The following is a 13,372-nucleotide window of genomic DNA, read 5'->3' on the forward strand; positions in this document are numbered from 1 at the left end:
CGTCCCTTTAGTGCGTGCCTTCGTAGGCTTCTTCACCCTCTCCAAGGCTGTCCTTGTCGAGGTATTTGTTTTCACTGCCCTGGCCTTCGACGAACTCGAGGAACGAGCGGTAGAAGAAGGCAATGGCGTGCAGGAACACGAGGCCCGCAAACAGCACCAGCAGGATCTTGAACAGGAAGTATGCGTTGAACCCGTTGGGGCTGAAGCCGATGGTCTCGACGTTCCAGCGCAGCGCGCGGGACTTCATCACCAGCCTTTCCAGGCTGTCCGAGGCCGAAGGCTTCGGCACGATCAGGTGCCGCCAGAGGAAGAACCAGCCGTACATCCACGTCAGCACCGCGGCAGGCATCATGAACAGAAGCGAGCCGAGCATGTCCACAACCTTCTTGGCGCGGAAGCTGATGCCGGAGTAGATCAGGTCAACGCGCACGTGGCCGCCCTGCACAAAGGTGTAAGTCACGCAAAGACAGACGACCAAGGCATTGTAAAACTTCAGTTCTTCGGCAAACCAGCTGATGTCCTGGCTGAACGGGATGCCAAAGCCGAAGCTGATGTCCGGCCGGGCAAAGACGCGCTGCATGAAGACGATGATGATCTGCTGCAGGACCATCAAAAGGCCGGCCCAGGCAAAGAAGCGGCCAACGGTATTGGCCATGCCTTCCAGGCCCCGCACCATGCCCCACATGAAGCCGCGGAAGTAAAGCCCCACGCCGGTCAGCACCAGGAAGGTGGTGAAGACAACAAAAAAGAACTCGACCGAACCGCCATAGTAGACGAAGCGCATGACCGAGGCCTTGTCGGACCAGTCGAGCCAAAGCTGCGGATGGGTGATGGCGTAGCCGAAATTATAGAAGGCGCCTGCGAGGTTCTGGATCAGCCAGACGAGCCCGCCCCAGATTGCGCCAAAGAAGGTGATGCCACTCTCTTCCTGCATATTTCCCCCGGGAAGATTGCTGCGAAGCTGCTGCGCTGGGTTGGGCACGCGGCGTTTGCCGGCCGTCCCGCGTCTTTAGCAACTGCATGTGGATCCCCCGCGTCGCGCGCGGAGGATCCGATGAATGCCGGTACGGCAGATTAGCCCAGAACGCGGTCGCGCTGAACGCGGTAGGCGCCTTCGGATTTGGTGATCCAGCCCGAGGAAGCTTTCATCGACGCTTCGACGCTGCCGCGGATCTTTGCGAACAGTTCGTCGCCCATGAACTCGTCCAGGGTTTCCTTGGTCGCGGAGCCGAAGGCATCCCAGACGCTGTCCGGGAATTCCAGGGTCTTCACGCCGCCGGACTGCAGGCGCTGCAGCGCTGCACCGTTGTTGTTCATGAACTGCGCCAGGCTCCACTGGTGGCCGGCGGCCGCTGCCATCTCGATGATCTTCTGATGGGCAGGCGACAGGCTTTCAAAGACGTCGCGGTTGGTGGCAACCGACAGCGCCGCGCCCGGCTCGTGGAAGCCCGCGGTGTAGTAGGTCTTGGTGATTTCCTGGAAGCCGGCCTTTTCGTCAGCCCAGGGGCCGATCCACTCGGTGCCGTCGATCGCGCCGGAGGACAGCGCCTGATACACTTCGGAGCCCGGGATGTTCTGGACGGATGCGCCCAGTTTGCCCAGCGCCTTGCCGCCCAGGCCCGGCATCCGGAACTTCAGGCCGTTGAAGTCTTCGGGGCCGTTGATTTCCTTGTTGAACCAGCCGCCGGCCTGCGGGCCGGTGTTGCCGCCGATGAAGGACTTCAGGCCGAAGATCTGGCCCAGCTCGTCATGCAGCGCATGGCCTTCTCCGTGGTAGTACCAGTTCACCAGCTCCTGCGGGGTCATGCCGAAAGGCACGGCGGTGAAATAGGCATAGCCCGGGTGCTGGCTGACAAAATAGTAGTCGGCAGCGTGGTACATGTCGGCCTGGCCTGCGGTCACAGCGTCGAACACCTCGAACGCGCCAACCAGCTCGCCTGCGGCTTTCAGGTCGATGGTCAGGTCGCCATCGGACATGGTGGTGATGGTGTCAGCAACAAACTGCGCAGAGTCATGCACACCGGCCAGGCCGCGGCCCCAGGTGGTGACCATGGTCAGGGTGCGCTTGCCCTGGGCATAGGCCGGTGCGGCCAGGGTGCTGGCTGCTGCTGCGGTCCCGCCCAGCGCGGAAGTTCTCAAGAAAGAACGGCGATCCATAAATTACTCCTCCCATTATAAATCGGATGCCCGGGGATTTGCCCCTCGGGCGGATCGGTTCGAGTGGGGCCAGCCTAGCGGCGGTGAATTTTATGTGAATACCTACTACTGCGTAGAACGGAACGTTTTTGCCCGGTTTGCCGGCAATGTTCGCGCATTTTTGGCGCGAGACGGCAATACTGCACACCCGCACTGCGCGCAATTCTGCCCTGCCCCTCTGATTCTTCTGGGCGGCCGCACCATGATTCGGTACAAGAATCTGACCAATTCCGGGACTTCGCGCATGCGCCTGCTCGACACCTTTCTGCGCCCCACTTACGCGCAGAAACTCTCTCTGCTGATGACCCTGCCGCTGATTGTGGCGGGCACCGCGATTGCGGTGCTGGTGGGATATCAGTCCCGTGCCCTGGCCGAACGCGAAATCCAGGCGCTGGAGCTGCAGCTTTTGGAGGCCAAGAAGGCAGAGCTGCGCAACTACGTCACCCAGGCGCGCAACGGCTTTGCCCATATCTATGGCCTTGCCGCACCCGATGATGCCGATGCCAAAGAGCGGGTGACCCAGATCCTCGCGGCGATGATCTACGGCAAGGACGGGTTCTTCTTTGTTTATGACTACGACGGCACCAACCTGGTGAGCCCGCGGCAGACCGAATTTATCAACCGCAACTGGGCGGGATTGACGGACAGCGCAGGCGTGCCGGTGGTGGATGAGTTCATCCGTCTCGCCCGTGACGGTGCCGGCTGGCATAGTTTCACCTGGGAAAAGCCCTCAACCGGGGAAGAGGCGCAGATGATCGCCTATGTGCTGGGCCTGCAGGACTGGCAATGGGCCATCGGCACCGGCGTGTTTATCGACGATGTGCTGGCCACAGTGGCCGCGTCACGCGCCGAGGTCGAGGCACGGGTGCAGCGCACCTTCTTCTATATCGGCGGCATCACCCTGGTATCGCTGATGCTTGTCTTCGCCTCCGGCATGTTCCTCAACATCCGCGAGCGCCGCCTGGCCGACGCTAAACTTAAGGAGCTGACCCAGCGGGTGTTTGACGCCCAGGAGGAAGAGCGCGGCCGGGTGGCACGCGAACTGCACGACGGGATCAGCCAGCTACTGGTCGGCGTGCGCTATGCGCTGGACAACACAAGGCGGCGTTTGTCGCGCGGCGACAGCGAGGCGGCCCAGGCCCCGTTGGAAAAGGGCACCGAGAACCTGCTGACCGCCATCACCGAAGTCCGCCGGATCAGCCGCGACCTGCGCCCGGGCGTGCTGGACGACTTGGGCCTTGGCCCGGCGCTGAAGGCGCTGACCGATGATTTTGCCGCCCGCACAGGCGTCGAGACCGAGTTCTCCACCGTCGTCTTCCGCAACCGGCTGGACCAGGATTCCAAGATCGCGCTGTACCGTATCGCCCAGGAGGCCCTGACTAATATTGAACGCCATGCAGAGGCCACCAAAGTCAGCATCGATCTGCGGGGGCACAAGCGCGGCGCCACTATGCGGATCACCGACAACGGCCGCGGATTACCGCCACGGGATGCCCGCTCCGGCCCCGGAATCGGCCTCAGGAACATGCAGGAGCGGATCGAACAGCTTGACGGAGCCTTACGCATTCTGTCATCACGTGGCACCCAAAGCGGCACGGTGATCGAGGCCAGCCTGCCTCTCAGCCACCTGCTGCCGCCTGGAGAAGAGGGAACGCCGGTTCAACTGCCATAGGGAGATGGCAGGCGGGCGGACCCGGCAAAGGAAAGCTGCATTGGGGGAATGATGGCTGATCCGGTGAAAGTTCTGATCGTGGATGACCACCCGATGGTGGCCGAGGGCATCCAGTCGATCCTGGAAAGCTATGACGACATCGACGTGGTCGGCTCGCTGACCGACGGCCAGGACGCTGTCGACCAGATGGGCACGCTGGCACCCGATGTGGTACTGATGGATTTGAACATGCCCAAGCTCGGCGGGCTCAGCGCCACCGAGATCATCCTGGAGCAGCACCCCGGCACTCGCATCCTGATCCTGTCGATGCATGACAGCGCCGAATATATCTCCACCGCCCTTAGCCACGGCGCCATGGGATATGTGCTGAAAGACGTGCCGACGGATGAGATCAAACAGGCCATCGACGCGGTGATGGAAGGCCAGACCTATCTTTGCACAGGCGCGGCGGGGTCACTGAAGCCCAAGGGCGGTGACACCCGCGAGGCACTCACGGGCCGGGAACAAACCATCCTGCTGGAGCTGGCGCAGGGCAAATCCAACAAGGAAGTTGCGCAAACGCTTGATATCTCGGTCAGAACCGTCGAGACCCACCGAAAGAACATCAAGCGCAAGCTGGGCATTTCCTCCACCGCAGGCCTCACCCGCTATGCGCTGGAACATGGCGTGCTGCAGGGCACCGGCGCCGGGTTCTGATCCCCTCACCCAGAATTTCCTTTGCGCATCGCCCTCCCTGCCCTAGCTTCCCGGGCCAAGGAGACGCGCCATGACATTCGCAAAGCCCCCGATCCCGCCGGAAACCCAGGCCAAATGGCAGCGGGTGGTGGATCTGGTGGCAGAGCTGACCGATGTGCCGGCCGCGCTGATCATGGCAACGGTGGACAAGGATCACCGGGTGAAGGTCTCGAACTCCGCCGAAGGCAACCCCTACTACCCGGGCCGCAAATACCACTTGAACGAAAAGCTCTATTGCTTCGGCGTCTTTGAAAACGACGGCGAGCTGGTGGTCGAGGACGCCCAGTGCGAACCCCGCTGGCAGGACAACGAGGATATGGAGCACGCCATGTCCTTTTACATCGGCTACCCGATCAAATGGCCTGATGGAGAGGTTTACGGCACCATCTGCGTGCTCGACACCCGGCGCAACAAGCGCGCGCTGATGTTCCGCAAGGGCCTGCAGGAGTTCTGCCGGGTGGTCGAGGGCGATCTGGCGCTGCTCTTGGAAGTCGCCCAGCGCAAACAGGCCCAGGCCGCGCTGCGCGAGACCGTGCGTGCCCGCGAGGACACCATCAAACGCCGCACCAAGGCGCTGGAGGATGCCAATACCGCGCTGCGGGTGCTGATCGACAATGTCGAGGCCTCCCGCCACGAGACCGAGCAGCAGATCGTGCAGCAGATCAAGGGGATGGTGCTGCCCTACATCGCCAAGCTCCGCCATCTGGACGCGGACCGGGAGCTGCAGAGCGCCTATCTTATGATGATCGAGGACAACCTCAAGAACATCACCTCAGCCCTGTCGTCCAAGCTGACGGAAACGCTGGAGCAGCTGACGCCGGCTGAGACTGAGATCATGCAGCTGATCATGATGGGCCGCACCACCAAGGAAATTGCCGCCACCTTGGGCCGCGAGACCAGCACCATCGACTTTCACCGCAACAACATCCGCCAGAAACTGGGCCTCAGCCGCCGCGAAAACCTGCGACAGCACCTGATTGCGCTGAGTTCAGCGGAGTAGCCGTTAGTTCAGGCTGTCAAGCAGCGCCTTCGACGGCTCGCCCGTTGCGGGCAATCCGCGGCTGGACTGATAAGCGCCGATAGCCGCCCGGCTTTTCGGCCCCAGCACCCCATCGGCACCGCCGGTGTCAAAACCGCGGGCAGTCAGGCGTTTCTGCAGCAGGATGCGGTCGTCCTTGGTCAGCCCGTATTTGTCCGGCGGAAAGCTGGCACGCAGCGGTCCGCCGCCGGCGATACGGTCGGCCAGATGGCCCACCCCGATCGCGTAGGAGTCCGAGTTGTTGTAACGCTTGATGGCATTGAAGTTGCCGGTGACGATGAACACCGGCCCGCCTTCTTGCGGCTGCAGGCTGCGGCCGCCGGGGGTGCCCGGCGCTCCGGCCTCGCCACCCCATTTCACACCGCGGGCCCAGCCGTTCCTTTGCAGATAGGCCGCTGTCGAAGCCAGCGCGTCCGAAGGATCTTCCGACCAGATATCGCGGCGTCCGTCGCCGGTGAAATCCACCGCATAGGCCTGGTAGGAGGTCGGAATGAACTGCGTATGCCCCATTGCCCCCGCCCAGCTGCCGGTCATCCGCGCAGGGGTAATATCACCGTTCTGCAGGATCCGCAGCGCCGCCAGCAGCTGTTTCTCGAAAAACGCACCGCGCCGCCCGTCATAAGCCAGCGTCGAGGTCGCGGAGATCACCGGCACATTGCCGCGGCGCTCGCCATAGAAGCTCTCCAGCCCCCAGACCGCACAGATGATTTCCGCATCAACGCCATAAGTGTGCTCCAGCGCGCGCAGGGTTGCGCCATGGTGGGCAAAGGCGGCGCGGCCTTTGCTGAGCCGTTCGTCGGACACCGCAATCGACAGGTAATCCTCAAGTGTGCGCTTGAATTCGGTCTGGTTGCGGTCGCGTTTGACGACCCCCGGCAAATAGCCCGCCCCCCGGAATGCCGCACGCAGGGTCGCGGAGGATATGCCCCTGGCCTCAGCGCGGCTCCGGAATGCCGCCACCCATGCGTCATAGCCTGCGTTCGGTGCGGGCCGCAGGTCTGCCGGCAGGCCGGGCGAGCCGGAACTGCCGCTTGATGGCACCGTGCTGCTGCAGGCCGTCAGGCCCAATGCTGCGAGGCCAAATCCAAAATGCCGCCGTGTGATGCTCATGCCGCTGCCCGTTCTGGTGAGTTCTGATTTGCCCCGGTTCTCCCAGGGTCCGTTGCCATTCAGGCTGCCAGAAAGCGCGCCCCGCGCCAAGGCCGGGAATTCCTCCGCAGCAAGGACCCGCCGCTGCGGTTTTTACAGCCATTATGGGGAGAGCCCCCATATTCCCCCCATAATCTTCCGGGGCACCCCTCAGCGCTTTCGCTGCCTAGCCTGTTTGCAGCGCTGCCCCGCAGGGCGGCCAGAACCAAAAACAGGGAGACCCGAACAATGGACGAGCAAAAGAAGAACCTGAAACCGGCCCGGCTGGACGGGCGCAAGGACGATCTGGCACCGGGCCTGTCGCGGCGCAGTTTCTTTGCAGCGGCAGGTGCCGCGGGCGTGGGCTCGGCGGCCAGCCTGCTTGGCTCCACCAGCGCCCAGGCGCAATCCACCGACTGGCTGCAGCCCGGCAACAACAACCACGTGATCGACCTGCAGAACATGTCTGCCTTTGCTGATGGCGAGGTGAAGATCGACTTCTACGGCCACTGCGCAATCAAGATCACCTCCCCCGGCGGTGCCTCGATTCTGTTCGACCCGTGGCGCGACGACCCCTCCGGCGCCTGGGGGCTGTGGTTCAAGCAGAAGTTCCCCGAAACCCTGGTCGACATCACCATGTCCACCCACACCCACTTCGACCACGACGCCATCGACCGGCCCCAGTCGACCATGGTGCTGGACCGGATGGTCGGCACCTTTGAATTCGCCGACCTAAAAATCACCGGTTACGCCGACAAACACGCCTGTGTGGCGCCGGGCTGGTACCCCTGGACCGACGCGCTGGCCGAATTCGGCGTTGACGCCTGCCCGCCCAACAACCCCGGGCACATGGATATGGTGACCTATGTGGTGGAAACCGGCGGCATCCGCACCTTGATCTGGGGTGACAACCGGCCGGATCCAGCGGACGGTTTCTGGGACGCCATCGGCCGCATCGATGTGCTGACCCTGCCGGTGGACGCATCCGAGCACATCCTGTCCTATGAGCAGGCCAACGCGCTGGTCGAGCGGATCAATCCGAAGGTGGTGATCCCAACTCACTACCTGTCCGAGACGACGACCTACACGCTATCGACCCTGCAGCCGGCGGATACTTGGGTGCAGGACCAGAAAAGCTTCAAGATGCTGGATAGCGCCTCGCTCACCCTGGCGGCGGCAGAGGTGCAGGGCATGAACAAGGAGTTCCTCTATTTCGGGCACAATGCGCTGACGGACTAATCCTCGGCGTTGCCGCAAGCCTGTGCCCGGCAGACCGGGCGCCTCCCGGGGCGTCCGGTTTTGCAACTGGCTGCGGCTCAGCCTGCGGTGAACCTCTCCTTCGGGAATCCCGCCTCGGTGAAGATTTCCCAGATCCTTTGCTCAAGATTGGCGGCGCCGATCTCCAGGCAATTGTTCCGGAAATACCAGGTCATGAACTGCGCATAGCCGCCGGTGCGGGTCTGCGCCCGTTCCAGGGCCGCCGCAAACTGGCCGGGGCCCGTTACGGTTTCGGCCATGTGGTGAAAATCGGAACGTCCGTAGAGAATGGCCGGCGTGCGATGCAGGAATCCCTCAACCGCCACGGACGAGTTCACCGACACCGTAGCGCAGCTGACCGCAAGAATATCGTGGATATTGGCATCGGTCAGAGTGATGCGGCCGTCCTGCTCCATGATTTCCGCCAGTTCAACCATTGTCCCGACATCTGCAAGCAGAGGGTGCGGCTTGACCACCACCGGATGGCTGCCTGCCCCTTCCAGAACATCCCGCAGCATACTGATATCGGTGAAGCTGGTCGCCTTGACCTCGCGCGGGTAATTGCCCTGGAAGAACACAGAAATTGCATCCTTCGGCAAGCGCGTGCTGTCCCGCGACTGGTTGTAGCGCGACTGGCGCCCGTCCTTCCACTTGGTCTTGAGCTTGCCATAGAACTGCGCAGCATATTTGTAAGGGATCATGTTCTCCCGGAACGGCTTTTCCGCAATCGGGCTGTAGCAGCGGACACCCTGCGGCGCCAAATGCCAGAACCCTGGCAGATAAGCCATGGACCCGTTCAGGACATTGGGCATCTGCAAGTGACGGTCGTCAAAAATATGCAGGTTGCCGTCCTCAAAACGCCGGTCGCCGGTATTACGGGTGCCGGTCCTGACGTCATGGTCCATCACCCGTGTCTCGGCCTCGATACCGCAGGAATCAAGCATCCGGACGATGTACCCGTAAAGCTCCAGGAACTGGCGCGACAGATCTTCAGATGCGTGCTGGCCTCGCAAATGAATAATGACTTTTGGCACGAATGATTTTCCTGAAACGGGGTCCTTCAAATGCATAGCCCGAACGGCGGCGGTGCGTCCAGTGACGCAGCAGGCCCGTCCCCTCAATCCCTGAGCGCATCTGCGCGCAGACCTTCCCGTTCATAATGGCGCGGCAGAACCCGGCCATAGAGCTGCTTGGTGCGCTCCACCCCGCCGCACATGCCCTCTTTTTCAACAAAGGAAAATATGCCGACATACCGCTTGCGGGGCCCTTCCACCGGGGCCACCCGGTGCAGCGAATACCGCCCGCGGAAGATCTGCAGGTCGCCGGGCTGCAGCACCAGCTTGCGCACCATCGGCGAATTGCCGGCCAGCACCCGCTCCACGCCGCTGTAGTTTTCTTCCGTTGGAGTGCGCAGCATCGGCACATATTCGAAATCGCCGCCAGCTTCGCCGTTCTGGATGGCCAGGGTCACCGTGTAATTGTTGGTGTCGAAATGCCAGGGGAAGCCCTGCCCCTCCTCCACCATATTGATGATCACATCCGCCAGCGGATCATCATAGCGGAAGAACCTGTCCTCGGGCTCCCCGAGGGCTGTGCGGATAAACGGCATGAACCCCTCGAACTCATAGATCGCCCGCAATGGGCTGCCTGCACCGAAATTGTCCGCGGGAATAAACGCGTTGGAGCGGTCATAGAACTGCCGCACCGGGTGGGTTTCCGGCAGCGTTGGATCGTCCTTGCTGAAATAGGCGTTGGTGCGGCTGAAGGATTTGTGTCCGTGTTTTGCAACCTCGTCGGCCTCTGCTGCCAGCCTGGCGACCCCTTCGGCATGAACAAACCCGGGCAGCACAGCACAGCCATCTGCCTCCAGCTCCCTCTGCAAGTCCGAGATCAGCCGCTCATAGGCTTTGGAGCTGGGCCTGTCGATCGGGTAGCGCCCCAAGTCCACCAAGTCCGTCAGATGCGCCATTCAATATCCTTCCCTGTAAACTCTTTTTGGGAGAGCTTGCCCGCGGAAAGGGCGCTGATCTGACACAAACGGGACAGGCAGATGCCGGTTTTGAACGATTTCGCAACTCTGTGACGGGCCAATTTCGCGGAAATTTCGCCGCACCCCGGGGTTTGAGCAAGAAAATGTCCCCGAAGGGTGCTTTTTAGACACCTTTCCCTGTTGACGCCCCTGTCCAGCCCTCATAATGTCCGCTGCAACGCAAAAAGGAGCCAGTGACGTGAGCGCACTAGTCGTAATCGTAGGAACCAAGCGCATGGGCCGGTGACGGTAGACCATAATCGAACCCATGCGCCTCCGACCTGAAATCGGGGGCTTTTTTTATGCGAAACGGACGATGCCGCCAATTGGAGCAAAAAGCAGATGACACGTGAAATGACCGGCGCAAAGATGGTTGTCCAAGCCCTGAAGGATCAGGGTGTGGACGTAGTCTTCGGATACCCAGGCGGCGCCGTGCTGCCGATTTATGACGAGATCTTTCTGCAAAATGACATCCGCCACGTGCTGGTGCGCCATGAACAGGGCGCGGTGCACGCCGCCGAGGGCTATGCCCGCTCGACCGGCAAGCCCGGCGTTGTGCTGGTGACCTCCGGCCCCGGCGCCACCAATGCGGTGACCGGCCTGACCGACGCGCTTTTGGACTCGATCCCGCTGGTGGTTCTGACCGGCCAGGTGCCGACCTTTATGATCGGCTCGGACGCCTTCCAGGAGGCCGACACCGTTGGCATCACCCGCCCCTGCACCAAGCACAACTGGCTGGTCAAGGACACCGACAGCCTGGCGGGCACCCTGCATGAAGCCTTCCATGTCGCCACCTCCGGCCGCCCCGGCCCGGTGCTGATCGACATCCCGAAGGACGTGCAGTTTGCCACCGGCGAGTACACCGGCCCGAAACCGGCAGCCTCCCACTACCAGCCGCAAGTCAAGGGCGACATGGAGGAGATCACTGAGCTGGTCGCCGCCATCGAAGCCGCAGAACGCCCGGTTTTCTACACCGGAGGCGGCGTCATCAACTCCGGCAATGCAGCCAGCCAGCTGCTGCGCGAGCTGGTCGATGCCACCGGCATCCCGGTCACCTCCACCCTGATGGGCCTTGGCGCTTACCCGGCCTCAGGCAAGAACTGGATCGGCATGCTGGGCATGCACGGCCTTTACGAGGCCAACCTGGCAATGCACGGCTGCGACCTGATGATCAACATCGGCGCCCGTTTTGATGACCGCATCACCGGCCGTCTGGACGCCTTCAGCCCGAATTCGAAAAAGGCGCACATCGACATCGACCCCTCCTCGATCAACAAGGTGATCCGCGTTGATATTCCGATCGTTGGCGACGTGGCCCATGTTCTGGAAGACGTGCTGAAGGTCTGGAAAGCACGCGGCCGCAAGGTGAACCGCGAGGCGCTGACCAAGTGGCACGCCCAGATCGACGACTGGCGCGCGGTCAACTGCCTGGCTTTCAAGAACTCGGAAAAGACCATCAAGCCGCAATACGCCCTGCAGCGCCTGGAGGAGCTGACCAAGGGCCACGACCGCTATGTCACCACCGAGGTCGGCCAGCACCAGATGTGGGCAGCGCAGTACCTGGGCTTTGAAGATCCGAACCGCTGGATGACCTCCGGTGGCCTCGGCACCATGGGCTATGGCTTCCCGGCCTCGATCGGGGTGCAGATGGCGCATCCGGACGCGCTGGTGATCAACGTGGCCGGCGAGGCCTCCTGGCTGATGAATATGCAGGAGATGGGCACCGCGGTGCAGTTCCGCCTGCCGGTGAAGCAGTTCATCCTGAACAACGAGCGCCTCGGCATGGTGCGCCAGTGGCAGGAGCTGCTGCACGGCGAGCGCTACAGCCACTCCTGGTCCGAAGCGCTGCCTGACTTTGTGAAGCTCGCCGAAGCTTTCGGCGCCAAAGGCATTTGCGTCAGCGATCCTGCGGATCTGGATGATGCGATCATGGAAATGATCGAATATGATGGCCCGGTTATCTTCGACTGCCTGGTCGAGAAGCATGAGAACTGCTTCCCGATGATCCCCTCGGGCAAGGCGCATAACGAGATGCTGCTGGGCGAGGCCGAGACGCAGGGCGTCATCCAGGCCGGCGGCGCAGTGCTGGTGTAAGCCGGTTTAGGAACAGGATATTGCAGGGCGGATCCGCCCTGCCCCGATTTCAGGAAAGGGACTTAAATGTCTGCCCTACACATCAAAAAAGGCCCCCCCCGCCACTCAGCTTACAACCTGCGTCCGACCTTTTCGGACGTGCAGGAGCGGCACACAATTGCAGTTCTGGTGGAAAACGAACCCGGGGTTCTGGCCCGCGTCATCGGGCTGTTCTCGGGCCGCGGCTACAACATCGAAAGCCTGACCGTGGCCGAGGTCGACCACACTGGCCACTTGTCACGCATCACCATCGTCACCACCGGCACCCCGCAGGTGATCGAGCAGATCAAGGCGCAGCTGGGCCGGATCGTTTCGGTGCATGACGTGCATGACCTGACCGTCGAAGGCGATGCGGTCGAGCGCGAACTGGCAATTCTGAAAGTGGCTGGCGAAGGCGAAAAACGCGTCGAGGCGCTGCGGCTGGCGGATATTTTCCGCGCCAATGTGGTCGACAGCACCCTGAACAGCTTTGTTTTCGAGATCACCGGCGCGCCGGACAAAATCGACGCTTTTGCAGATCTGATGCGCCCGCTCGGTTTGACCGAGATCGCCCGCACCGGGGTCGCCGCACTGCTGCGCGGCAACTGATCTGACTGCCGCCCCTGAGGGGGCGGCTTTATCCCTGGCTTGCCTGAAGCGGTGCGGATGCGCGCCGCTTTTTTGCTGCCTGCAGCGGAAATGGAACCACGGTGCCGCTGGCCTGCGGGCCTGCAGCCGGAGCACAACCGCCATCCGCTGCCGCACACAACCGGTCCGCCAGATCGGGGCTGCCTTGTTCCAGCAGCACCGAGAGATTTTCCGCAATCCTGAAATTACCGCTCAAGGTTAAATCGAATTCAACCCAGTCTCCAGGATTCAGCTCCTGGAAACCATCCCCTGCCTTGTTTGTGTAAAAAGCAAGGTCTCCCTGATCATCGCACCAGATAACGGCTTTGTTCAGGGATTCATCACTCCATAAAACGACTCCAATCATACCAGTCCTCGCATTGCCGCTTACCAATTCTGGAACAATTGAAGTGAAGCCAACATGATAAAATCCGTGCCGGCCTATTGCATTTTGTGTCAGTTTGGCTAGCTTGCTGACGTGATTTAGCGCCACATCTGACGCCCGACCGAGACAGTTGCTGAGGGCTTGTTGCACGATACTGGCATAATCAGCCGGAAGGCGGCGTAAAAAGGCCGC

The 13,372-nt window shown here is 61.8% G+C and carries 12 protein-coding genes; 6 read left to right on the top strand and 6 right to left on the bottom strand.

All coding sequences use genetic code 11. The features are described 5' to 3' along the window. Positions 1-7 precede the first annotated feature (7 nt). Together RA19_RS12470 and RA19_RS12475 are read right to left on the bottom strand one after the other, a co-directional pair. The gene (locus RA19_RS12470) at positions 8-934 is read right to left on the bottom strand and encodes a TRAP transporter small permease subunit (RefSeq protein ID WP_039163038.1); all 927 of its coding nucleotides are present in this window, start codon (positions 932-934) and stop codon (positions 8-10) included. 140 nt (positions 935-1,074) lie between these two features. Next, positions 1,075-2,157, bottom strand: coding sequence for a TRAP transporter substrate-binding protein (locus tag RA19_RS12475; protein ID WP_039163041.1), 1,083 nt, complete (start codon positions 2,155-2,157; stop codon positions 1,075-1,077). A gap of 283 nt (positions 2,158-2,440) precedes the next feature. Between RA19_RS12475 and RA19_RS12480 the strand changes: the two genes are divergently transcribed. From RA19_RS12480 to RA19_RS12490, 3 genes are all read left to right on the top strand, one after another. After that, the gene (locus RA19_RS12480; RefSeq protein ID WP_039163380.1) at positions 2,441-3,868 is read left to right on the top strand and encodes a cache domain-containing protein; all 1,428 of its coding nucleotides are present in this window, start codon (positions 2,441-2,443) and stop codon (positions 3,866-3,868) included. A 51-nt stretch (positions 3,869-3,919) separates the two neighbouring features. After that, positions 3,920-4,564 carry a response regulator transcription factor gene (locus tag RA19_RS12485; protein ID WP_039163382.1) on the top strand — a complete coding sequence of 215 codons (645 nt, stop codon included), beginning with the start codon at positions 3,920-3,922 and terminating at the stop codon, positions 4,562-4,564. 70 nt (positions 4,565-4,634) lie between these two features. Next, positions 4,635-5,603 (top strand): LuxR C-terminal-related transcriptional regulator, encoded by a 969-nt coding sequence (locus tag RA19_RS12490; RefSeq protein WP_039163043.1) that lies wholly within the window; start codon positions 4,635-4,637, stop codon positions 5,601-5,603. Between the two features lie 3 nt (positions 5,604-5,606). On the opposite strand, the gene RA19_RS12495 is transcribed toward RA19_RS12490, so the two are convergent. Then, positions 5,607-6,752: a lytic murein transglycosylase gene (locus RA19_RS12495; RefSeq protein WP_039163044.1), complete on the bottom strand. Its 1,146-nt coding sequence runs from the start codon at positions 6,750-6,752 to the stop codon at positions 5,607-5,609. A gap of 267 nt (positions 6,753-7,019) precedes the next feature. On the opposite strand from RA19_RS12495, the gene RA19_RS12500 reads away from it, so the two are divergent. Next, positions 7,020-8,009, top strand: coding sequence for an MBL fold metallo-hydrolase (locus RA19_RS12500; RefSeq protein WP_039163046.1), 990 nt, complete (start codon positions 7,020-7,022; stop codon positions 8,007-8,009). Positions 8,010-8,086: 77 nt separating this feature from the next. Here RA19_RS12500 and RA19_RS12505 read toward each other — a convergent pair whose 3' ends face one another. Together RA19_RS12505 and RA19_RS12510 are read right to left on the bottom strand one after the other, a co-directional pair. Further along, on the bottom strand, positions 8,087-9,061 hold the full coding sequence (locus RA19_RS12505) for a hypothetical protein (protein WP_152615755.1): 975 nt from the start codon (positions 9,059-9,061) through the stop codon (positions 8,087-8,089). A gap of 83 nt (positions 9,062-9,144) precedes the next feature. Further along, a complete protein-coding gene (locus RA19_RS12510) occupies positions 9,145-9,996 on the bottom strand; it encodes a HalD/BesD family halogenase (RefSeq protein WP_039163050.1) in 852 nt (283 codons plus the stop codon). Between the two features lie 402 nt (positions 9,997-10,398). On the opposite strand from RA19_RS12510, the gene RA19_RS12515 reads away from it, so the two are divergent. Both RA19_RS12515 and ilvN read left to right on the top strand, forming a co-directional pair. Beyond that, positions 10,399-12,150: an acetolactate synthase 3 large subunit gene (locus tag RA19_RS12515; protein ID WP_039163052.1), complete on the top strand. Its 1,752-nt coding sequence runs from the start codon at positions 10,399-10,401 to the stop codon at positions 12,148-12,150. Positions 12,151-12,216: 66 nt separating this feature from the next. Continuing rightward, a complete protein-coding gene (ilvN, locus tag RA19_RS12520; protein ID WP_039163055.1) occupies positions 12,217-12,777 on the top strand; it encodes an acetolactate synthase small subunit in 561 nt (186 codons plus the stop codon). Positions 12,778-12,805: 28 nt separating this feature from the next. Here ilvN and RA19_RS12525 read toward each other — a convergent pair whose 3' ends face one another. Then, on the bottom strand, positions 12,806-13,330 hold the full coding sequence (locus RA19_RS12525) for a cold shock domain-containing protein (RefSeq protein WP_241479061.1): 525 nt from the start codon (positions 13,328-13,330) through the stop codon (positions 12,806-12,808). Between the last annotated feature and the right edge of the window lie 42 nt (positions 13,331-13,372).

The organism is Leisingera sp. ANG-M1 (assembly GCF_000813745.1).
Lineage (GTDB): Bacteria > Pseudomonadota > Alphaproteobacteria > Rhodobacterales > Rhodobacteraceae > Leisingera.

What these genes read in the sequence shown, in the direction of transcription:
- RA19_RS12470 (WP_039163038.1), bottom strand. Translation starts at nt 934, where the DNA reads ATGCAGGAAGAGAGTGGCATCACCTTCTTTGGCGCAATCTGGGGCGGG.
- RA19_RS12475 (WP_039163041.1), bottom strand. Translation starts at nt 2,157, where the DNA reads ATGGATCGCCGTTCTTTCTTGAGAACTTCCGCGCTGGGCGGGACCGCA.
- RA19_RS12480 (WP_039163380.1), top strand. Translation starts at nt 2,441, where the DNA reads ATGCGCCTGCTCGACACCTTTCTGCGCCCCACTTACGCGCAGAAACTC.
- RA19_RS12485 (WP_039163382.1), top strand. Translation starts at nt 3,920, where the DNA reads ATGGCTGATCCGGTGAAAGTTCTGATCGTGGATGACCACCCGATGGTG.
- RA19_RS12490 (WP_039163043.1), top strand. Translation starts at nt 4,635, where the DNA reads ATGACATTCGCAAAGCCCCCGATCCCGCCGGAAACCCAGGCCAAATGG.
- RA19_RS12495 (WP_039163044.1), bottom strand. Translation starts at nt 6,752, where the DNA reads ATGAGCATCACACGGCGGCATTTTGGATTTGGCCTCGCAGCATTGGGC.
- RA19_RS12500 (WP_039163046.1), top strand. Translation starts at nt 7,020, where the DNA reads ATGGACGAGCAAAAGAAGAACCTGAAACCGGCCCGGCTGGACGGGCGC.
- RA19_RS12510 (WP_039163050.1), bottom strand. Translation starts at nt 9,996, where the DNA reads ATGGCGCATCTGACGGACTTGGTGGACTTGGGGCGCTACCCGATCGAC.
- RA19_RS12515 (WP_039163052.1), top strand. Translation starts at nt 10,399, where the DNA reads ATGACACGTGAAATGACCGGCGCAAAGATGGTTGTCCAAGCCCTGAAG.
- ilvN (WP_039163055.1), top strand. Translation starts at nt 12,217, where the DNA reads ATGTCTGCCCTACACATCAAAAAAGGCCCCCCCCGCCACTCAGCTTAC.